The sequence below is a fragment of the Marinobacterium sp. xm-a-152 genome, assembly GCF_013282965.1.
Taxonomy (GTDB): domain Bacteria; phylum Pseudomonadota; class Gammaproteobacteria; order Pseudomonadales; family Balneatricaceae; genus Marinobacterium_E.
Genome location: NZ_WBYI01000002.1, coordinates 263,277 through 277,833, shown reverse-complemented (window position 1 = coordinate 277,833; position 14,557 = coordinate 263,277). Strand labels below are relative to the sequence as shown.

The window sequence follows — 14,557 nt, the reverse complement described above, 5'->3', positions numbered from 1 at the left end:
ATGCTAGATCCCAATGAACTAGAAACTGAGATTCGTAACCTTGAGCACTGGCAGCAGGTTGCCTTCTCTGCTGCGCTGACCGAGCGTATGTTCAATAACTTCGCGCTGTTCTCCAAGTTGATGGAGTTTGGTGATTTAGATCGCATGCGCACAGTGCTTGATGGCGTATGGGGTGAACTGGCCCAAAACGGTAGCAAGCTAAACTACGACGTTCAGCTCGGCCATGTAGACGATAACCTGGTGGATCTCGATGAGTTCGACACCTTTGGTGCCATTCCTGCCCGCGATGCCATGCTGGCGCTCTACTCAACGCTGATGTGTAAGCTAGAGAAAGAGGCGAGCGACGCAGTTGCGGTATCAAACCTCTCTTACGAAACCGTATCGGCTTACATTGAGTTTGCTGAAGCGGACGATCAGATGTCAGATGAAGAGCTGATCCGCATGATCAACTCACACGATATGATGCTGGATGAAGATGCGTTTCAGAGCGAAGTTCTGGAACAGCTAAACGGCGCTAAACAGAATGCTGCAACCATTGCAGCACTGCGTGAACTTGGTGAAAACCAAGGCATCTCAAACATAGGGATCAGCGACGAAGAGTAATGCTTAGACTGGGTCTTATTCTTCTGATTGTTCCAAGCCTCGCACTGATGGGGGCTTACATGTACGAGCAGCACTTGATCGAGAGCTGCACGGCGACCGGTGGTTTCTACGACTATACTCTCTCAGAGTGTGATCCACAGACAGAACAACCTTTTATTCCTTTTATGGTGCGCTACCCACTGTTGGTGAACGGCGGCATGCTGCTGAGTGTGTTGGGTCTGCTGTTAACCATCGTTGGCCTCTATAAACCCAATAAGCGAGACGTTGCGTGATTAAAAAGATCATCTGGGCTCTTATTTTAATGTCAGGCATCGGCTTCTACCTCTGGGTAGAGTTTGCCGGTGATGATTGGCTCGAAGCGTTCAATTCAGAGCGACAACAGGCTGCTGCCGAGTTCTTTGCTAAGGGTGAAGAGCAGGGTAGGGTAAAAACGGACGCAGCTTGTTTTGATGATGCTATTGGTCAGATTGCTGAGTGCTTAAGCATCTCGTGTACGGTCGATGCCGGTCAGTATCTACGCGGTTGTTGGGGCGTTGCCGAACGTGCAGAGAGCTTCTGTGATGGGGTGCCTGAGTTCCAAGAAGAGAAGACCGAAGAGGAGAAAGAGTGGGCTCGTTTTGCCTGCTACGATCTGAACAGTCGCGGCGATGGCTGCCGTCTTCTGATGCGTCAAAAGCAGCAGCACTGCGCAACACAATAAGGACAATTGAATGAACTACTATTTAGCAGCGATGGAGCCCTTCCTATTCTGGGGTGGCTTGGGCATCTACATCATCTCTCTGGCCATGTATGGAACTCGCAGTGGCGATTGGAAAGCGATCATTCGCTTTTGGGAGCCGCTACTCAAACTTAACCCAACCGAGTTTCGTATCAACCGCATCGGTCTGAGCGGCATGATTCTGGCGGTTGTGATTCGAGTCTACCTAAACTTCCTAGCGTAATTCACCATGCGCACGAACTCGCCTTTCTCAGGGTTGGCCTATCTAGGCCGCGGTTTCAAAATGCTGTCGGAGCCCGGTCTTCGCGCCTTTGTATTGGTACCTTTGCTGATCAATACAGTCATCTTTGTTGGGGCGATCTATCTTCTGGTGACCAACTTCTCTGCTTGGGTTGATGCTCTAATCGCGCTCTGGTTACCCGATTGGGGGTGGTTGGATTATCTGATCTACTTCTTATGGCCTATCTTCGCACTGGTCTTGGTGCTGATGGTCTATTACGGCTTCTCGGTTGTTGCGAACTTTATAGCCGCGCCATTCAACGGTATCCTTTCAGAACGGGTTGAGCAGCGTCTGCGAGGCGATGCGATCAGCAATGAACTCAGCCTATTGCAGATGATTCCCGGCACCCTCGCGCGTGAGTTAGCTAAGTTGGCGTACTTTATTCCAAGGGTTTTGCTCTTGTTGATTCTAGGCTTTATACCGCTCATCAACCTAGCGACCCCAGTGCTTTGGTTCATCTTCAGTGCGTGGATGATGGCGATTCAGTACATCGACTACCCGATGGATAATAACGGTCTGACTTTCAAGCGAATGAAGGGGTTATTGAAAGAGCGCCGTTGGTCTGCGTTAAGTCTAGGCTCGGTGATTCAGCTTGGTATGTTGGTGCCGCTATTGAATCTGATTTTGATGCCGGCGGCCGTGATTGGTGCGACGATCTTTTGGGTGGAAGAGTATGAAGCTGATGGTGAGCAGGGGCGTTTAAAGTAAGCGCTGCTAAATCTTAACCACTCGACTTTCAGGGAAGGTCACACTAAATCGGCTGCCTTCACCCGGTTTACTAGTTACTCCCAACTTAGCATTGTGCCGAACCAACACGTGTTTCACTATGGCCAGCCCAAGACCAGTACCACCACTGTCGCGTGATCGACCCTCATCCACTCGGTAGAAACGTTCTGTGATTCTTGGGATGTGTTCAGCTGGTATACCGACTCCGGTATCGGTCACTGAAAACTGTACGCCGTTGTCCAGTTTCTCCAGTGCTATATCAATGACTCCGTTAGCCGGTGTATATCGAACCGCATTGAACACAAGGTTGGAGAGGGCGCTACGTACCTCACCCTCATTACCAAGAATCTCAAAGCCTTGGTCCATTTTGAGCGAGATTTGATGCTGTTTTGGCCCTGACACCTCTTTTGCTTCTTCTGTGATCCTTTCTAGCATTTCTCTAATGAAAATGGGCTTTCGGCTCTTATTTTCTGAGCTGGTTTCCAAGCGAGAAAGGGTTAGAAGGTCAGCAATCAGAGCAGCCATACGACTGCTCTGAGACTGCATAGAGTGGATCGCTTTTTGTATTGGTTTGGGCAGCTCTTGCTCTTGTAATGTCTCCAGATACCCATGAATAACTGTGATTGGAGTTCTCAGTTCGTGTGACGCATTGGCTAAGAAGGTATGACGCATAAGGCCAATTTTTTCGCTCTCAGAGATATCCCTAACAATTAGAACTTTGTCACCTTCACCAAAGGACTCTACACGGTACTCAAGCACTCTTTTCTGGTCTGCTGAGTCTGCTTTGAATGAAGCGATATGAGACGATTGAGAGTAAAATTCTAAAAAATTAGGTTCAGAAAAGACCTCCTGTACCCTTTTATGTTTCTGCTCAATGGTTATCTCTAATATCTCTTCAGCGGCATTATTCCACCACTCAATATTGTCTTGATTATCAATGATGACGATGGCGTCTTTCATGGCAGAGGTGGCTGCTTGAAACTGATCCATATCGGCATGGATCTCATCGTATTCTGCTTCCGTCTTATTCCGATAGTTGGCTATCGAGCGAACAATACGCCCCTGTTCAAAGGGTAATTTAGGATCTGGCGAGCTGAGATTTTGGTCTAGCCAAGTGACTAACTTTGCGTTCAGCAGCGAACTCAATATCGACCAAAGCAAAGAGCCAAATAATGCACCCAGTATTAGGTTGTGACTTGTAAAAAAACCGAGAACTGCACCAGCAAGAGTAAAGCTGAGAAGGCCAAGTAGTTGGCGTGCTATCGATTCGGTCACAAATCTATCCTAGAGTTTGGTTGAAAAACGGTATCCTGTACCACGAACTGTTTGGATTAAATTACCAAGGTCTGGCCCTAGTGCTTTGCGAAGACGTCGAATGTGCACATCCACTGTTCGCTCCTCCACATAGACATTCCCGCCCCAAACCATATCTAATAATTGGCCCCGGGAATAGGCTCTATCTTGATGTGTCATAAACAGATGAAGCAGTTTGAACTCTGTTGGACCTAGATTGAGCGACTGGCCGGAAGCATCCGAAACCCGATGTGAGACTGGATCTAAAATAATCCCACCGATTGAGATGGCGCCCTCATCACTCTCGGGAAGGCTTCTTCTAAGAACCGCTTTTAAGCGAGCGATCAGCTCTTTGGGTGAAAAAGGCTTAGTAATGTAATCATCTATACCCGCTTCAAGGCCCTGAATTTTATTGTCTTCATCAGCTTTCGCCGTCAGCATGATGATCGGTAGGTCTTTGGTGGTAGGGTCGCTGCGAAGGCGTTTGGCTAGCTCTATTCCGCTGGTACCAGGCATCATCCAATCGAGCAGCATCATGTCAGGCTTTTCATCAATGACCATGGCATGGGCTGTTTTTGCATCACAGGCCTCTAGTGTCTCAAAGCCGGCGAGCTCTAGTGCCATTACAATCATTTCACGAATAGCGGATTCATCATCAACGATCAGTATGCGTCTGGAACGACTCATGGTAACTCTCTCATCTGTTTCATTGACCTCATTAAATGATGCTTTCGTTACAAAAAGATGACAATGACGTTTTACAGTGCGTAATCAGCAGCTAATCCCACCAAAACAACTAGTTCAGCATAGTGATTATTTAAAAATGCTTTGAAACAGGGCATGCGTTCACGATCTTTTATCAGCCAGTGCTGGTAGATAAAGAACCCTACAGCACCTATCAGTCCAAGATAGAAATAGATTCCAAGGGATTCCAGTATTCCAATCCAAACCAGTACAGCAAGAGCAGCAATCTGTAGGCCGGCTATAGCCATGCGATCGTATTGGCCAAAAAATACAGCTGTCGATTTGATGCCTATCTTTAAATCATCATCCCGATCGACCATGGCGTACATGGTGTCATAAGCGACCGTCCATAAAATTTTAGCAAGGAAGACTAACCAGCCGACTAATGGCACTTCGCCTAAGGTTGCAGCAAAGGCCATCGGAATTCCCCAACCAAACGCCATACCCAAAACGACTTGGGGGAAGTGGGTGTAGCGCTTCATAAAGGGGTAGCTGAAGGCTAATAACAGAGCGATGGGCGATAGCAAGATCGCGGCTTTGTTCGTGAACAGCACTAAGATAAACGCGATCAGCATTAATCCGACGAACAAGCCAATGGCTTCTTTGCTAGTGATGCGGCCCGTTGGTAGCGGCCTTTCTGAGGTGCGCTTTACATGGCCATCCACTTTGCGGTCTGCAAAGTCGTTGATGACACAGCCGGCTGAACGAGTCACCCATACCCCAAAGGTAAAGATAAACAGTAGATCCCAACTGGGTAAGCCACTTGCGGCGATCCATAAAGCCCAGAGAGTTGGCCATAACAAGAGATAGGTGCCAATCGGTTTGTCTGCTCGCATCAATTGCCATGCGGCATGGAGTTTATCTGCAGTGATCACAAGTGACTCAAGTATCTTTAAATTAAGGTGGTAGTATGAAGTGAGGGAGTGCTTAAAACAACAAAGCCACCTGAAGGTGGCTTTGTTAGAAGCAGAGTCGCAAGCTTACTCTCGAACGATCTTTTTGATCTCTTTAGTCTTCATGTGACGAACATCGGTACCGCTGACTTGGTAGATGACTTGCTCAGCCAAATTGCAGGCATGGTCACCGATTCGTTCTAGTGCACGAAGAATCCAGATAATATTTAGCACACCACTGATAGAGCGTGAGTCTTCCATCATGAAAGTGATTAAAGCTCGCATGGTCGACTGGTATTCACGATCAACATGTTTATCACTCTTGACCACTTTGTACGCTAATTCGATGTCACGATTTTCAAAAGCGATTAATACTGAGTTGAGCATGTCTGTGACCATCTCACCAATGTGGCTGACCTCATGAAGACTTTTGCTACTCGATTCATTATTTGACAGATCGATGGCCTGTTTGGCAACGCGAGAGGCTTCATCTCCGATACGCTCCAGATCAACAATGGCACGGTTGATTGACAGAACCAGCCTTAAATCAACGGCTGCTGGCTGGCGAAGCGCAATGATCTGTTCACACGCTTTATCTATCTGATTTTCGAAGCGATTGGTCTCTCGATCCAGCTCACGAGTTGATTCAGCCAGTGAGATATCTTGATTGAGCAGTGCATGCAAAGAGTCAGTGACTTGCTGCTTAACGGTTCTGCCCATCTCTAAAAATTCGGAACGAAGCCTCTCAAGCTCTTCGTTGAACTTATTTGATGTGTGTTGCGAATAGATCTCGCCACTGTCGCGCATTACAAACCCTCTTTTTAGGTCAACTAGGTCTAATTACCTTTAGTATTTCAAAAGAATGTTAGAGATTTGTGACAGTTTCGTGTCGATTTGGTTAAAGGAAAATATATCTCTAAAGGGTAGGCTTACCTTGCGATAAAACTTATGATTATCAAAGAAATCAGCTTTTTAGGCTGTTGAGATAAGCCCAATGGACACGCAATGCAGTTAATTGAAAAAGAGTTAAGTTGGTTATCGTTCAATGAACGCGTACTGCAGGAAGCTGCGGATGTAAACGTACCCATCATTGAGCGTGTCCGTTTTTTGGGTATTTACTCCAGCAATTTAGATGAGTTTTTCAGAGTTCGGGTTGCAGACTTGCACCGTCGCCTACGTCTTGAGCAACTAGGCAAGGTCGAACCCAAAGGGATGTCGGCTGAAAATCTGTTACATCTAGTGAATGAGAAGGTACAAACTCTCGCAGATCGTTTTAATGACATCCACATTGATGTCATCAAGGGACTCGCCCGTCGCAATATCTTTCTGATCAATAACGATCAGTTGAACGAGAAAGAGGGTGGCTGGTTACGGAAATACTTCCGAGATGAGGTCCTGCACCACATCACACCCATCTTAGTGAATGAGAACACCAAGCTTGCTAGCGTCATGAATGACGAAGATGCGTACCTGATGTGTGCCCTAAAAAAAGGGACTTCAGTTCAGTATGCACTTCTTGAAATTCCTTCTGATAAAACCAACCGATTTATCCAACTGCCTCGAATCAAAGGTCAGCGGCGAAAGCCAATCATCGTGCTCGATAACGCCATTCGCTATTGCGTTGACGATATCTTTGATGGATTTATCGATTTTGACTCGACCGAAATGTTTGCCGTTAAGGTGACGCGAGATGCGGATTATGACTTAGAGCGTGATGTTGAGTTATCCCTACTAGAGAAAATGTCTCAAGGCATCAAACAGCGTGATACGAATAGGCCTGTGCGACTGGTCTATGACGAAATGATGCCTGATTACATGTTTGACTTCATGTGTGAGAATTTGGGGCTACAACCCGATGCGGAAACCACTGCGAGCGGACGTTATCGAAACTTTAAAGACTTTATTAATTTTCCAAATGTTGGTCCTCGCTATCTAGAGAACGAAAAGCTCTCGGCTCTGAATAGTCATCAATTTGATAGTGCATCGAATGTATTCGAAGCGATCTCTAAAGAGGACATTCTGCTCCACTACCCCTACTATAAATTTCGTTATTTGACTGATTTTGTGCGTGCGGCGTCGTTCGATCCCGCTGTTAAGCAGATACAGGTAACGGTTTATCGAGTAGCGAACAATAGTCAGATTCTCAAATCACTGATCGAGGCTGTTAAGAACGGTAAAAAAGTGATTGTCATTGTCGAACTCAGTGCACGATTTGATGAAGAGGCGAATATTGAATGGGCACGTGAACTTACTGAGGCAGGGGTTGTTGTTGAGTTTGGTGTTGCCTCACTTAAGTGTCATGCAAAAATAATTCACGTCGTCCGAGAAGAGGAGGGTGAAGAGGTTGCTTATGGTTACATCAGTACGGGTAACTTGAACGAGAAAACTGCTCGAATTTACACTGATTTTGGTCTGTTTACTAAACGACCTGAGATTACAGAAGAGCTCGATAAAGTCTTTGATTTTATTATCAATCCTTACAAAAATTTCAAGTTCAAACATCTTCAAGTTAGTCCAAATTACAGCCGTGACCCAATCAATCAATTGATTGATGATGAGATTGAAGCGGCACGCAATGGCAACCGTGCCGAGATCTTTTTGAAAGTGAATAATCTAGTCGACGAAGGACTCTCTAATAAACTTTATGAAGCGAGCCAGGCGGGAGTCAAAATACGTCTAATTGTTCGCGGAATGTGTAACATTTTAGCCGGTATACCAGGCGTGAGTGACAATATCAAAATCATCAGTATTGTCGATCGCTATCTTGAGCATGCTCGTGTGTCACTGTTTTATGCTGGTGGTAAACGAAAGATGTTTTTAACTTCTGCTGACTGGATGACTCGCAACATCGACCACCGAATTGAAGTCGGTTGCCCAATTTTGGATAAAAATGTTCGTAAGCTCATTAAGGACCAGCTCGACCTACAATGGCGAGATAACACTAAGGCTAGAGCCTTAGACCCGGAGCAGGCCAATCAATACGTCACTCGTGGCAATCGTAAGAAAATACGCTCACAGATGGCGATTTACGACTACTTAAAACAGCTGGAGCGCTCTCGTGAACGACAAGCATAACTCTGAATCTGAATCACGACACTTTGCAGCGATTGATCTAGGTTCTAATAGTTTTCACATGTTGGTCGTGCGTCAACTTCACGATGATGTGCAGCCCCTTTTTAAACACAAAGAGCGTGTTCGCTTGGCTGAGGGTTTAGACGCTAAAAATAACCTCTCTGAAGAGGCTATCGAACGAGGAGTCGCAGTACTCAAGACATTTGCTGAACAACTAACGCCCTTTCCAAACTGTACTGTGCGCGTGGTCGGTACACACACCTTGCGAATTGCTAAGAATCGCAGTGAATTTCTTGCCTCTGCTAGACAAGTCTTTCCATACCCCATCGAGATTATCAGTGGTCAAGAAGAGGCTCGCCTGGTTCATTTGGGTGTTTCAAGTTCAGAGCACTTAGCGGGTAACACCTTGGTCATTGATATTGGTGGCGGGTCCACTGAGGTTGCACTCGGTCGTGAGAATAGCTTGGAGTTAGGTCGCTCTCATACTATGGGTTCGGTGAGTTTTACCGAGGCCTTCTTCAGTAAAGGCGTTGATAAGGCCTCTTATAAAAAAGCGAAGCTCTATGCGCAACAGCAGCTGGAACGCTTTTCTGCCCTCTTTGCATCCATCGGTTGGAATCAAGTCCGGTGTACTTCAGGTTCAGCACAAGCGATAGCGACAGCCAGTGAAAACTTGGGCTATGATCCGAAAGAGATTTCCGCTAAATCGATAAAAGCCTTACGTAAATTAGTCGTCAAAAATGAGTTATCCAGTAAAGTTGTAAAAGGCATTAGTGAGCAACGATTGCAGATTTTCGCTGGTGGTTTGGCGATTCTAGATGCCGTTTTCTCTAGCCTCGAGATTGAGCAAGCCAAGTTTTCCTCTGGTGCGTTACGTGAAGGTTTGCTGGGAGAGTTTACGGCGTCATCGGGTGATCAGCAGGATACTAGAACGCGTGCGATTCGCTCATTGATGGCACGTTACCACGTTGATACCAAGCATGCGGAGCGAGTCAGTGATACCGCAACGAAACTTTGGCGGCAGTTAGCTCCAGAATTACGACTTCCGGTTTTTACTCGTCGTTACCTGCAATATGCGGCACTGACACATGAGGTAGGACTCAACCTAAATTCAAGTGGTTTGCAGAAGCATTCAGCCTATATTTTAGAGCATTCAAACCTAGCCGGTTTTAGTTTCGACCAGCAAAAGCTGGTCGCGCTAATGGTTCGATTGCATCGTAAAAAGATTAAAAAGTCCCTAGTGACCAACCTTGGCATGCTATCCAAAAAACATGCCATCGCGTTGATTCTGATTTTACGTATCTCTGTTATCTGGCACCTAAGTCGAAGCAGCGAGTACCCTGAAGTACCTAAAATTGAATTCGATGGCGAACGACTCACCCTCTCATTAGATGCAGAGGTCAGTGATGAATATCCACTCCTGATTGCGGATCTGGAGCGGGAAGAGTCTTTCTGTAAACAGTACGGCATCGATATGCGAATTGAATTTCTGCTCTAACCAAAACGGCCTGTAATGTAATCCTGCGTTAGCTGGTGTGATGGGTTGGTGAAGATCTGTTCAGTATTACCCACCTCAATCAGATCACCCAGGTGGAAGTAGGCTGTACGATCAGAGACACGCGCTGCCTGTTGCATTGAGTGCGTGACGATAACGATGGTGTACTGACTTTTAAGCTCTTCGATCAACTCTTCAACCTTTGCTGTCGCAATAGGGTCCAGTGCGGAACAAGGCTCATCCATAAGAATGACCTCTGGGCTTACCGCAATAGCGCGTGCGATGCATAGACGCTGCTGTTGACCGCCCGATAGGCCTGTACCCGGTTGATCTAGACGATCTTTAACTTCGTTCCAAAGGCCCGCTTTCTCTAGTGCTGACTCTACGATGTCGTCCAATTCACTTTTGCTTTTCGTTAAGCCATGAATACGAGGACCGTAAGCAATGTTGTCGTAGATCGATTTAGGGAATGGGTTTGGCTTTTGGAAAACCATGCCGACACGCGCACGAAGTGGTACAACGTCCACGGATGGCGCGTAAATATCCTGGCCATCCAATGCGATAGTACCCTCTACTCGACAGATATCGATGGTATCGTTCATACGGTTCAAGGTACGAAGGAAGGTTGATTTACCACAGCCGGATGGGCCGATGAAAGCAATGACTTCCTGCTCACCAATATCGATGGTGACATCATTGATGGCATGTTTGTCGCCGTAGTAAACGTCAACATTACGAGCAGTCATGCGCGGGTTTTCAACAAACACATTACCCGTCGTTTTGATATTACTGTTTTCCATCTTCTTGTCCGTTGAATTGTTTAAGTCTTTAGATTCGTTCATTTTTTCGCTTACCAACGACGCTCTAGCTTCTTACGAAGCAAGATTGCAGCAGCATTCATCGTGATAAGGAAGGCCAGTAGTACGATGATTGCAGCACTGGTTTTCTGAATAAACATTCGCTCTGCAAAGTCAGCCCACATAAAGATTTGAACCGGTAATACTGTCGCAGGGTCGGTAAAGCCACCAGGAATATCAACAATGAAGGCGACCATACCAATCATCAACAGTGGTGCGGTCTCACCTAGAGCTTGCGCCATACCAATGATGGTACCCGTCAGCATACCCGGCATCGCCAATGGGATGACATGGTGGAAAATGGTCTGCATTTTCGACGCGCCAATACCCAGTGCGGCATCACGAATACTCGGCGGTACTGCACGAATCGCCGCGCGCGAGGAGATGATAATCGTCGGCAGAGTCATCAGTGCCAGTACGATACCGCCCACTAGCGGAATAGATCGTGGCATACCAAAGGTGACGATGAAGATCGCCAAGCCCATGATACCGAACACCACTGAAGGCACTGCCGCTAGGTTGTTGATATTGATCTCAATGATCTCAGTCCAGCGGTTTTTCGGAGCAATCTCTTCAAGATAGACGGCTGCTGCAACCCCAAGAGGGAAGGCGATGCTGACACAGATAGCCAGGGTCAGGAGCGATCCAAAAAGCGCTCCTTTGATGCCTGCCATCTCTGCATCACGCGATGCAGAACCGAAGAACAGGTAGTCACTTAACTCGTAGCTGATTAAACCGGCCTCTTGCCACTTGTCTACGATCTCAATGGTGAAGTCGTTGATACGGCGATCTTTCTCAGGGGTTTCACGTTTAATGAATCCACGCAGGAACGAGTCGATATCATCATCCACAGCAAACTTAATGGTTTGCGTTGTGCCCATCAATTCAGGGTTAGCCTTCACGAAATCGATCAGGCGCTGTGAGCCACCCGAAGAGACCATCTTACGAAGGGCCTTCTTAGTTTTACGGCCACCCTCTTCACCAATAGAGGCGAGTGAGGCTTCTAAAATGATTTTGTCGGCATCGCCCGAGAAAAGCGAGGCATCTGACATATCACCTTGTGGGTCAAGACGCGCTTTGTCCAATACTACATCCAGCTGCACGTAGTGCTGGAACATGCCTGGCAGGCCTTTGGTTAAGATGCCCGAGAACAGAACGACTAGGAAGGTTAACGCTAGACCGACAGCCGATAAGCCCATCAGACGAAAGCGTTTCTCCTTCTTGCGACGTTGTTTCAGTGACGCTTCAACGCGCGCAGTCGCCTCTTGAGGTGAGAGGCCCTTGAATGCCTTGTTAGTCATATTGTTCCCTGTACTTCTTAACAATTTGAAGGGCGAAGAAGTTTAGACCCAAGGTCAAAATAATCAGCATTGTAGATAGCGCAAATGCTGATAGTGTTTTCGCCGACTCAAACTCTTGGTCACCGACCAGAATTGTAACGATCTGAGATGTCACGGTTGTGACAGCATCGAGAGGGTTGAACGAAAGGTTGGCCGCTAGGCCCGCAGCCATTACGACGATCATGGTCTCACCCACTGCACGAGACACTGCGAGAATAACGGCCGCCACAATACCTGGTAGGGCCGCAGGAAGTACCACTTGGCGGGTGGTTTCGCTCTTAGTCGAGCCCAATCCGTAAGCTGCATCACGAAGTGATTGAGGCACCGCATTGATCACGTCATCAGAAAGAGATGAGACGAATGGAATGATCATTACGCCCATGACGAGACCTGCCGCGAGTGCTGATTCAGACGCAACGGTAAGGCCTAAAGATTCACCAAAGCCTTTGATGGCAGGTGCAACGGTCAAGGCTGCGAAGAAGCCGTAAACAACGGTGGGTACACCGGCTAGAATCTCAAGAAGCGGTTTAACAGTAGATCGCACTTTAGGTGACGCGTACTCTGCTAGGTAGACCGCACTGGCTAAACCTACAGGCACTGCAACAATGATCGCGATAGATGAGATCAACAAGGTGCCGGCAAACATCGGAAGCATACCGTATTTCGCTTCACCGCCACCCGAACCAGCGCGCTCTGCGCCTTCGAATTGAGGGTTCCACTCAGTACCAAAGATGAAATCAGTTGGCGGTACCAGTTGGAAGAATCGAATGGTTTCAAACAGTACAGACAGTACGATACCAATGGTTGTTAGTATCGCGATAGTCGATGCTGCAATCAGACCGTATGAGATCAGCTTTTCTACACCGTTACGTGCACGAAAATCGGAATCGATCTGACGGTAAGCGATTAGACCACACACAGTTGCTAGGCCTAATACCACGGCTGATTTCAGCATCGTAGAGGTTGCAGCCCAGCCAATCCAAGCATCTCCTGCTTGCAGAACCCATGCTTCAGGTTCACCAAAACGGATGCCTGCGACTATGTTTTCTACCTTGGCGAGCGCCACAATGGCTTGTGAGCCACCGGCAGCAAGGATTTCAGGAGGATAGAAATCACGCACCCAGCTCTGGAACAGCTGAATATCGATGATAGACCAGAGAATCAATACAACAACCGCTGGGAAGAAGGCTAAAGAGCCAGCCCAAAGGCCATAGTAGTTCGGAAGTGAGTGGAATACCTGCCCATTTGATCGAGCGATAAGAACCGTCCTTTTAGCTATGAAGTAAAAGGCGAGACTGATGACTGTTAAAATAATTAGCAACGAAGTCAGTGTCATTTCAGTATCTCAAATGCTGCAAAATCCGGCCTGTAATACAGGCCGGATTAATTTCAATCTAGGATTGGGTTACTTAAGAGCATCAGCAGTAAGAACTGGCAGTGCTGTCATGCGAGCAGCCATCTCTTCACGTTCTGCAGTTGGCATTGGGATCATGCCTGCGTCCGCTAGGATGCCATCTTCGTCCCAGTGTTTAGTCCACTCAGTCATGTACTCAGCAATGCCTGGTACAACACCAACGTGCTGGTGTTTAACGTACATGAACAGTGCGCGTGATGCTTTGTAAGAACCGTCAGCAATCGCTTCGAATGTTGGTGCTACGCCATCCAGTTTCGCACCCTGTAGAGTGTCAGAGTTCTGATCAAGGTAAGAGAAACCGAAAATACCGAAAGTTTCTGAGTCTTCTTGCAGCTTTTGAACGATCAGGTTGTCCTGCTCGCCAGCTTCGATGTACGCACCGTCAGTACGCATCGCACGACAAGACTTTGCTTTTTTGCCTGCTGCTTTTAGTGCTGCTTTCATCTCGTCGTCTTTTTTACAGAACGCTTTTTCGTTGATGATTTCAGCGAATGATGCACGAGTACCAGAAGTCGTTGGTGGACCGTAGACACGGATTGCAACATTTGGAAGCGCTGGGTTAACGTCTTTCCAAGTTTTGAATGGGTTATCAACTAGCTCACCGTTAACGGCCACTTTAGCTGTTAAGGCTTTACCAAGGTCTGAGCGAGAGATCTCTAGTTGAGCAGCGTCTTTAGAGTTAGCAAATACGATACCGTCGTAGCCGACTTTGATCTCAGTGATCTTCACGCCGTTTGCATCACAGTACTCTAGTTCGCCACTCTTCATGCGTGAAGAAGCGTTACCGATATCGATGAACTCAGTACCGATGCCGTCACAAACGCCTTTTTTACCAACAGAAGAACCGCCTGATTCAACAACAGGTGTGTTGAACGCTGGGTTACGACCTAGACGCTCAGCAACGATTGTTGCGAATGGAAGAACGGTAGATGAACCAGCGATGCTCACGTTATCTCGGGCCATTGCTGGAGTGCTCATTAGAGCGGTTAAAGTAGCAGCTGTTGTTGCGAGTCGTAGGAACATTTCAAACTCCTTAGTTTCTAAATCAGTCGGTAGGCTGTCGCTTACCTCTTTGATAACTATTAGGCGCTTGCTTTGTTACAACTCTGTGAAGCGTTTATG

General features: G+C 47.1%; 15 protein-coding genes. 7 read left to right on the top strand and 8 right to left on the bottom strand.

All coding sequences use genetic code 11. The features are described 5' to 3' along the window. From XMA152_RS02960 to cysZ, 5 genes are read left to right on the top strand one after another with little or no spacing between them, the layout of a single operon-like run. Positions 1-603 (top strand): DUF416 family protein, encoded by a 603-nt coding sequence (locus XMA152_RS02960; RefSeq protein ID WP_173482642.1) that lies wholly within the window; start codon positions 1-3, stop codon positions 601-603. Next, positions 603-875, top strand: a complete 273-nt coding sequence (locus XMA152_RS02955; protein WP_173482641.1) for a hypothetical protein — start codon at positions 603-605, stop codon at positions 873-875. Before XMA152_RS02960 ends, XMA152_RS02955 begins: the two co-directional genes overlap by 1 nt. Continuing rightward, complete coding sequence (locus XMA152_RS02950) at positions 872-1,303, top strand: hypothetical protein (protein ID WP_173482640.1); 432 nt, start codon at positions 872-874, stop codon at positions 1,301-1,303. Before XMA152_RS02955 ends, XMA152_RS02950 begins: the two co-directional genes overlap by 4 nt. A gap of 10 nt (positions 1,304-1,313) precedes the next feature. Then, on the top strand, positions 1,314-1,544 hold the full coding sequence (locus XMA152_RS02945) for a hypothetical protein (RefSeq protein ID WP_173481832.1): 231 nt from the start codon (positions 1,314-1,316) through the stop codon (positions 1,542-1,544). 6 nt (positions 1,545-1,550) lie between these two features. Continuing rightward, the gene (gene cysZ, locus XMA152_RS02940; protein ID WP_173481833.1) at positions 1,551-2,309 is read left to right on the top strand and encodes a sulfate transporter CysZ; all 759 of its coding nucleotides are present in this window, start codon (positions 1,551-1,553) and stop codon (positions 2,307-2,309) included. 6 nt (positions 2,310-2,315) lie between these two features. Here the strand turns inward: cysZ and phoR are convergent, their stop codons facing one another. The 4 genes from phoR to phoU all read right to left on the bottom strand — a co-directional run bounded on the left by phoR (position 2,316) and on the right by phoU (position 6,064). Beyond that, a complete protein-coding gene (gene phoR, locus XMA152_RS02935; RefSeq protein WP_173482639.1) occupies positions 2,316-3,602 on the bottom strand; it encodes a phosphate regulon sensor histidine kinase PhoR in 1,287 nt (428 codons plus the stop codon). Positions 3,603-3,611: 9 nt separating this feature from the next. Continuing rightward, positions 3,612-4,307, bottom strand: a complete 696-nt coding sequence (phoB, locus tag XMA152_RS02930; RefSeq protein WP_173481835.1) for a phosphate regulon transcriptional regulator PhoB — start codon at positions 4,305-4,307, stop codon at positions 3,612-3,614. A gap of 71 nt (positions 4,308-4,378) precedes the next feature. Next, positions 4,379-5,239 carry a 4-hydroxybenzoate octaprenyltransferase gene (gene ubiA / locus XMA152_RS02925; RefSeq protein ID WP_371739804.1) on the bottom strand — a complete coding sequence of 287 codons (861 nt, stop codon included), beginning with the start codon at positions 5,237-5,239 and terminating at the stop codon, positions 4,379-4,381. A 105-nt stretch (positions 5,240-5,344) separates the two neighbouring features. Further along, entirely contained in the window at positions 5,345-6,064 is a 720-nt protein-coding gene (gene phoU, locus XMA152_RS02920; RefSeq protein WP_173481836.1) for a phosphate signaling complex protein PhoU, read from the bottom strand. Between the two features lie 198 nt (positions 6,065-6,262). Here phoU and ppk1 point away from each other — a divergent pair, with 198 nt between their 5' ends. Continuing rightward, positions 6,263-8,332 carry a polyphosphate kinase 1 gene (gene ppk1 / locus XMA152_RS02915; protein ID WP_173482638.1) on the top strand — a complete coding sequence of 690 codons (2,070 nt, stop codon included), beginning with the start codon at positions 6,263-6,265 and terminating at the stop codon, positions 8,330-8,332. Further along, positions 8,316-9,827 carry an exopolyphosphatase gene (locus XMA152_RS02910; protein WP_173481838.1) on the top strand — a complete coding sequence of 504 codons (1,512 nt, stop codon included), beginning with the start codon at positions 8,316-8,318 and terminating at the stop codon, positions 9,825-9,827. The genes ppk1 and XMA152_RS02910 overlap by 17 nt, the downstream gene beginning before the upstream one ends. On the opposite strand, the gene pstB is transcribed toward XMA152_RS02910, so the two are convergent. The 4 genes from pstB to XMA152_RS02890 all read right to left on the bottom strand — a co-directional run bounded on the left by pstB (position 9,824) and on the right by XMA152_RS02890 (position 14,458). Beyond that, complete coding sequence (pstB, locus tag XMA152_RS02905) at positions 9,824-10,666, bottom strand: phosphate ABC transporter ATP-binding protein PstB (protein ID WP_173481839.1); 843 nt, start codon at positions 10,664-10,666, stop codon at positions 9,824-9,826. The genes XMA152_RS02910 and pstB overlap by 4 nt on opposite strands. An 8-nt stretch (positions 10,667-10,674) precedes the next feature. Beyond that, entirely contained in the window at positions 10,675-11,982 is a 1,308-nt protein-coding gene (gene pstA / locus XMA152_RS02900; protein WP_173482637.1) for a phosphate ABC transporter permease PstA, read from the bottom strand. Continuing rightward, positions 11,975-13,357: a phosphate ABC transporter permease subunit PstC gene (gene pstC, locus XMA152_RS02895; RefSeq protein WP_173481841.1), complete on the bottom strand. Its 1,383-nt coding sequence runs from the start codon at positions 13,355-13,357 to the stop codon at positions 11,975-11,977. Before pstC ends, pstA begins: the two co-directional genes overlap by 8 nt. A gap of 69 nt (positions 13,358-13,426) precedes the next feature. Further along, a complete protein-coding gene (locus tag XMA152_RS02890; protein ID WP_173481842.1) occupies positions 13,427-14,458 on the bottom strand; it encodes a substrate-binding domain-containing protein in 1,032 nt (343 codons plus the stop codon). Between the last annotated feature and the right edge of the window lie 99 nt (positions 14,459-14,557).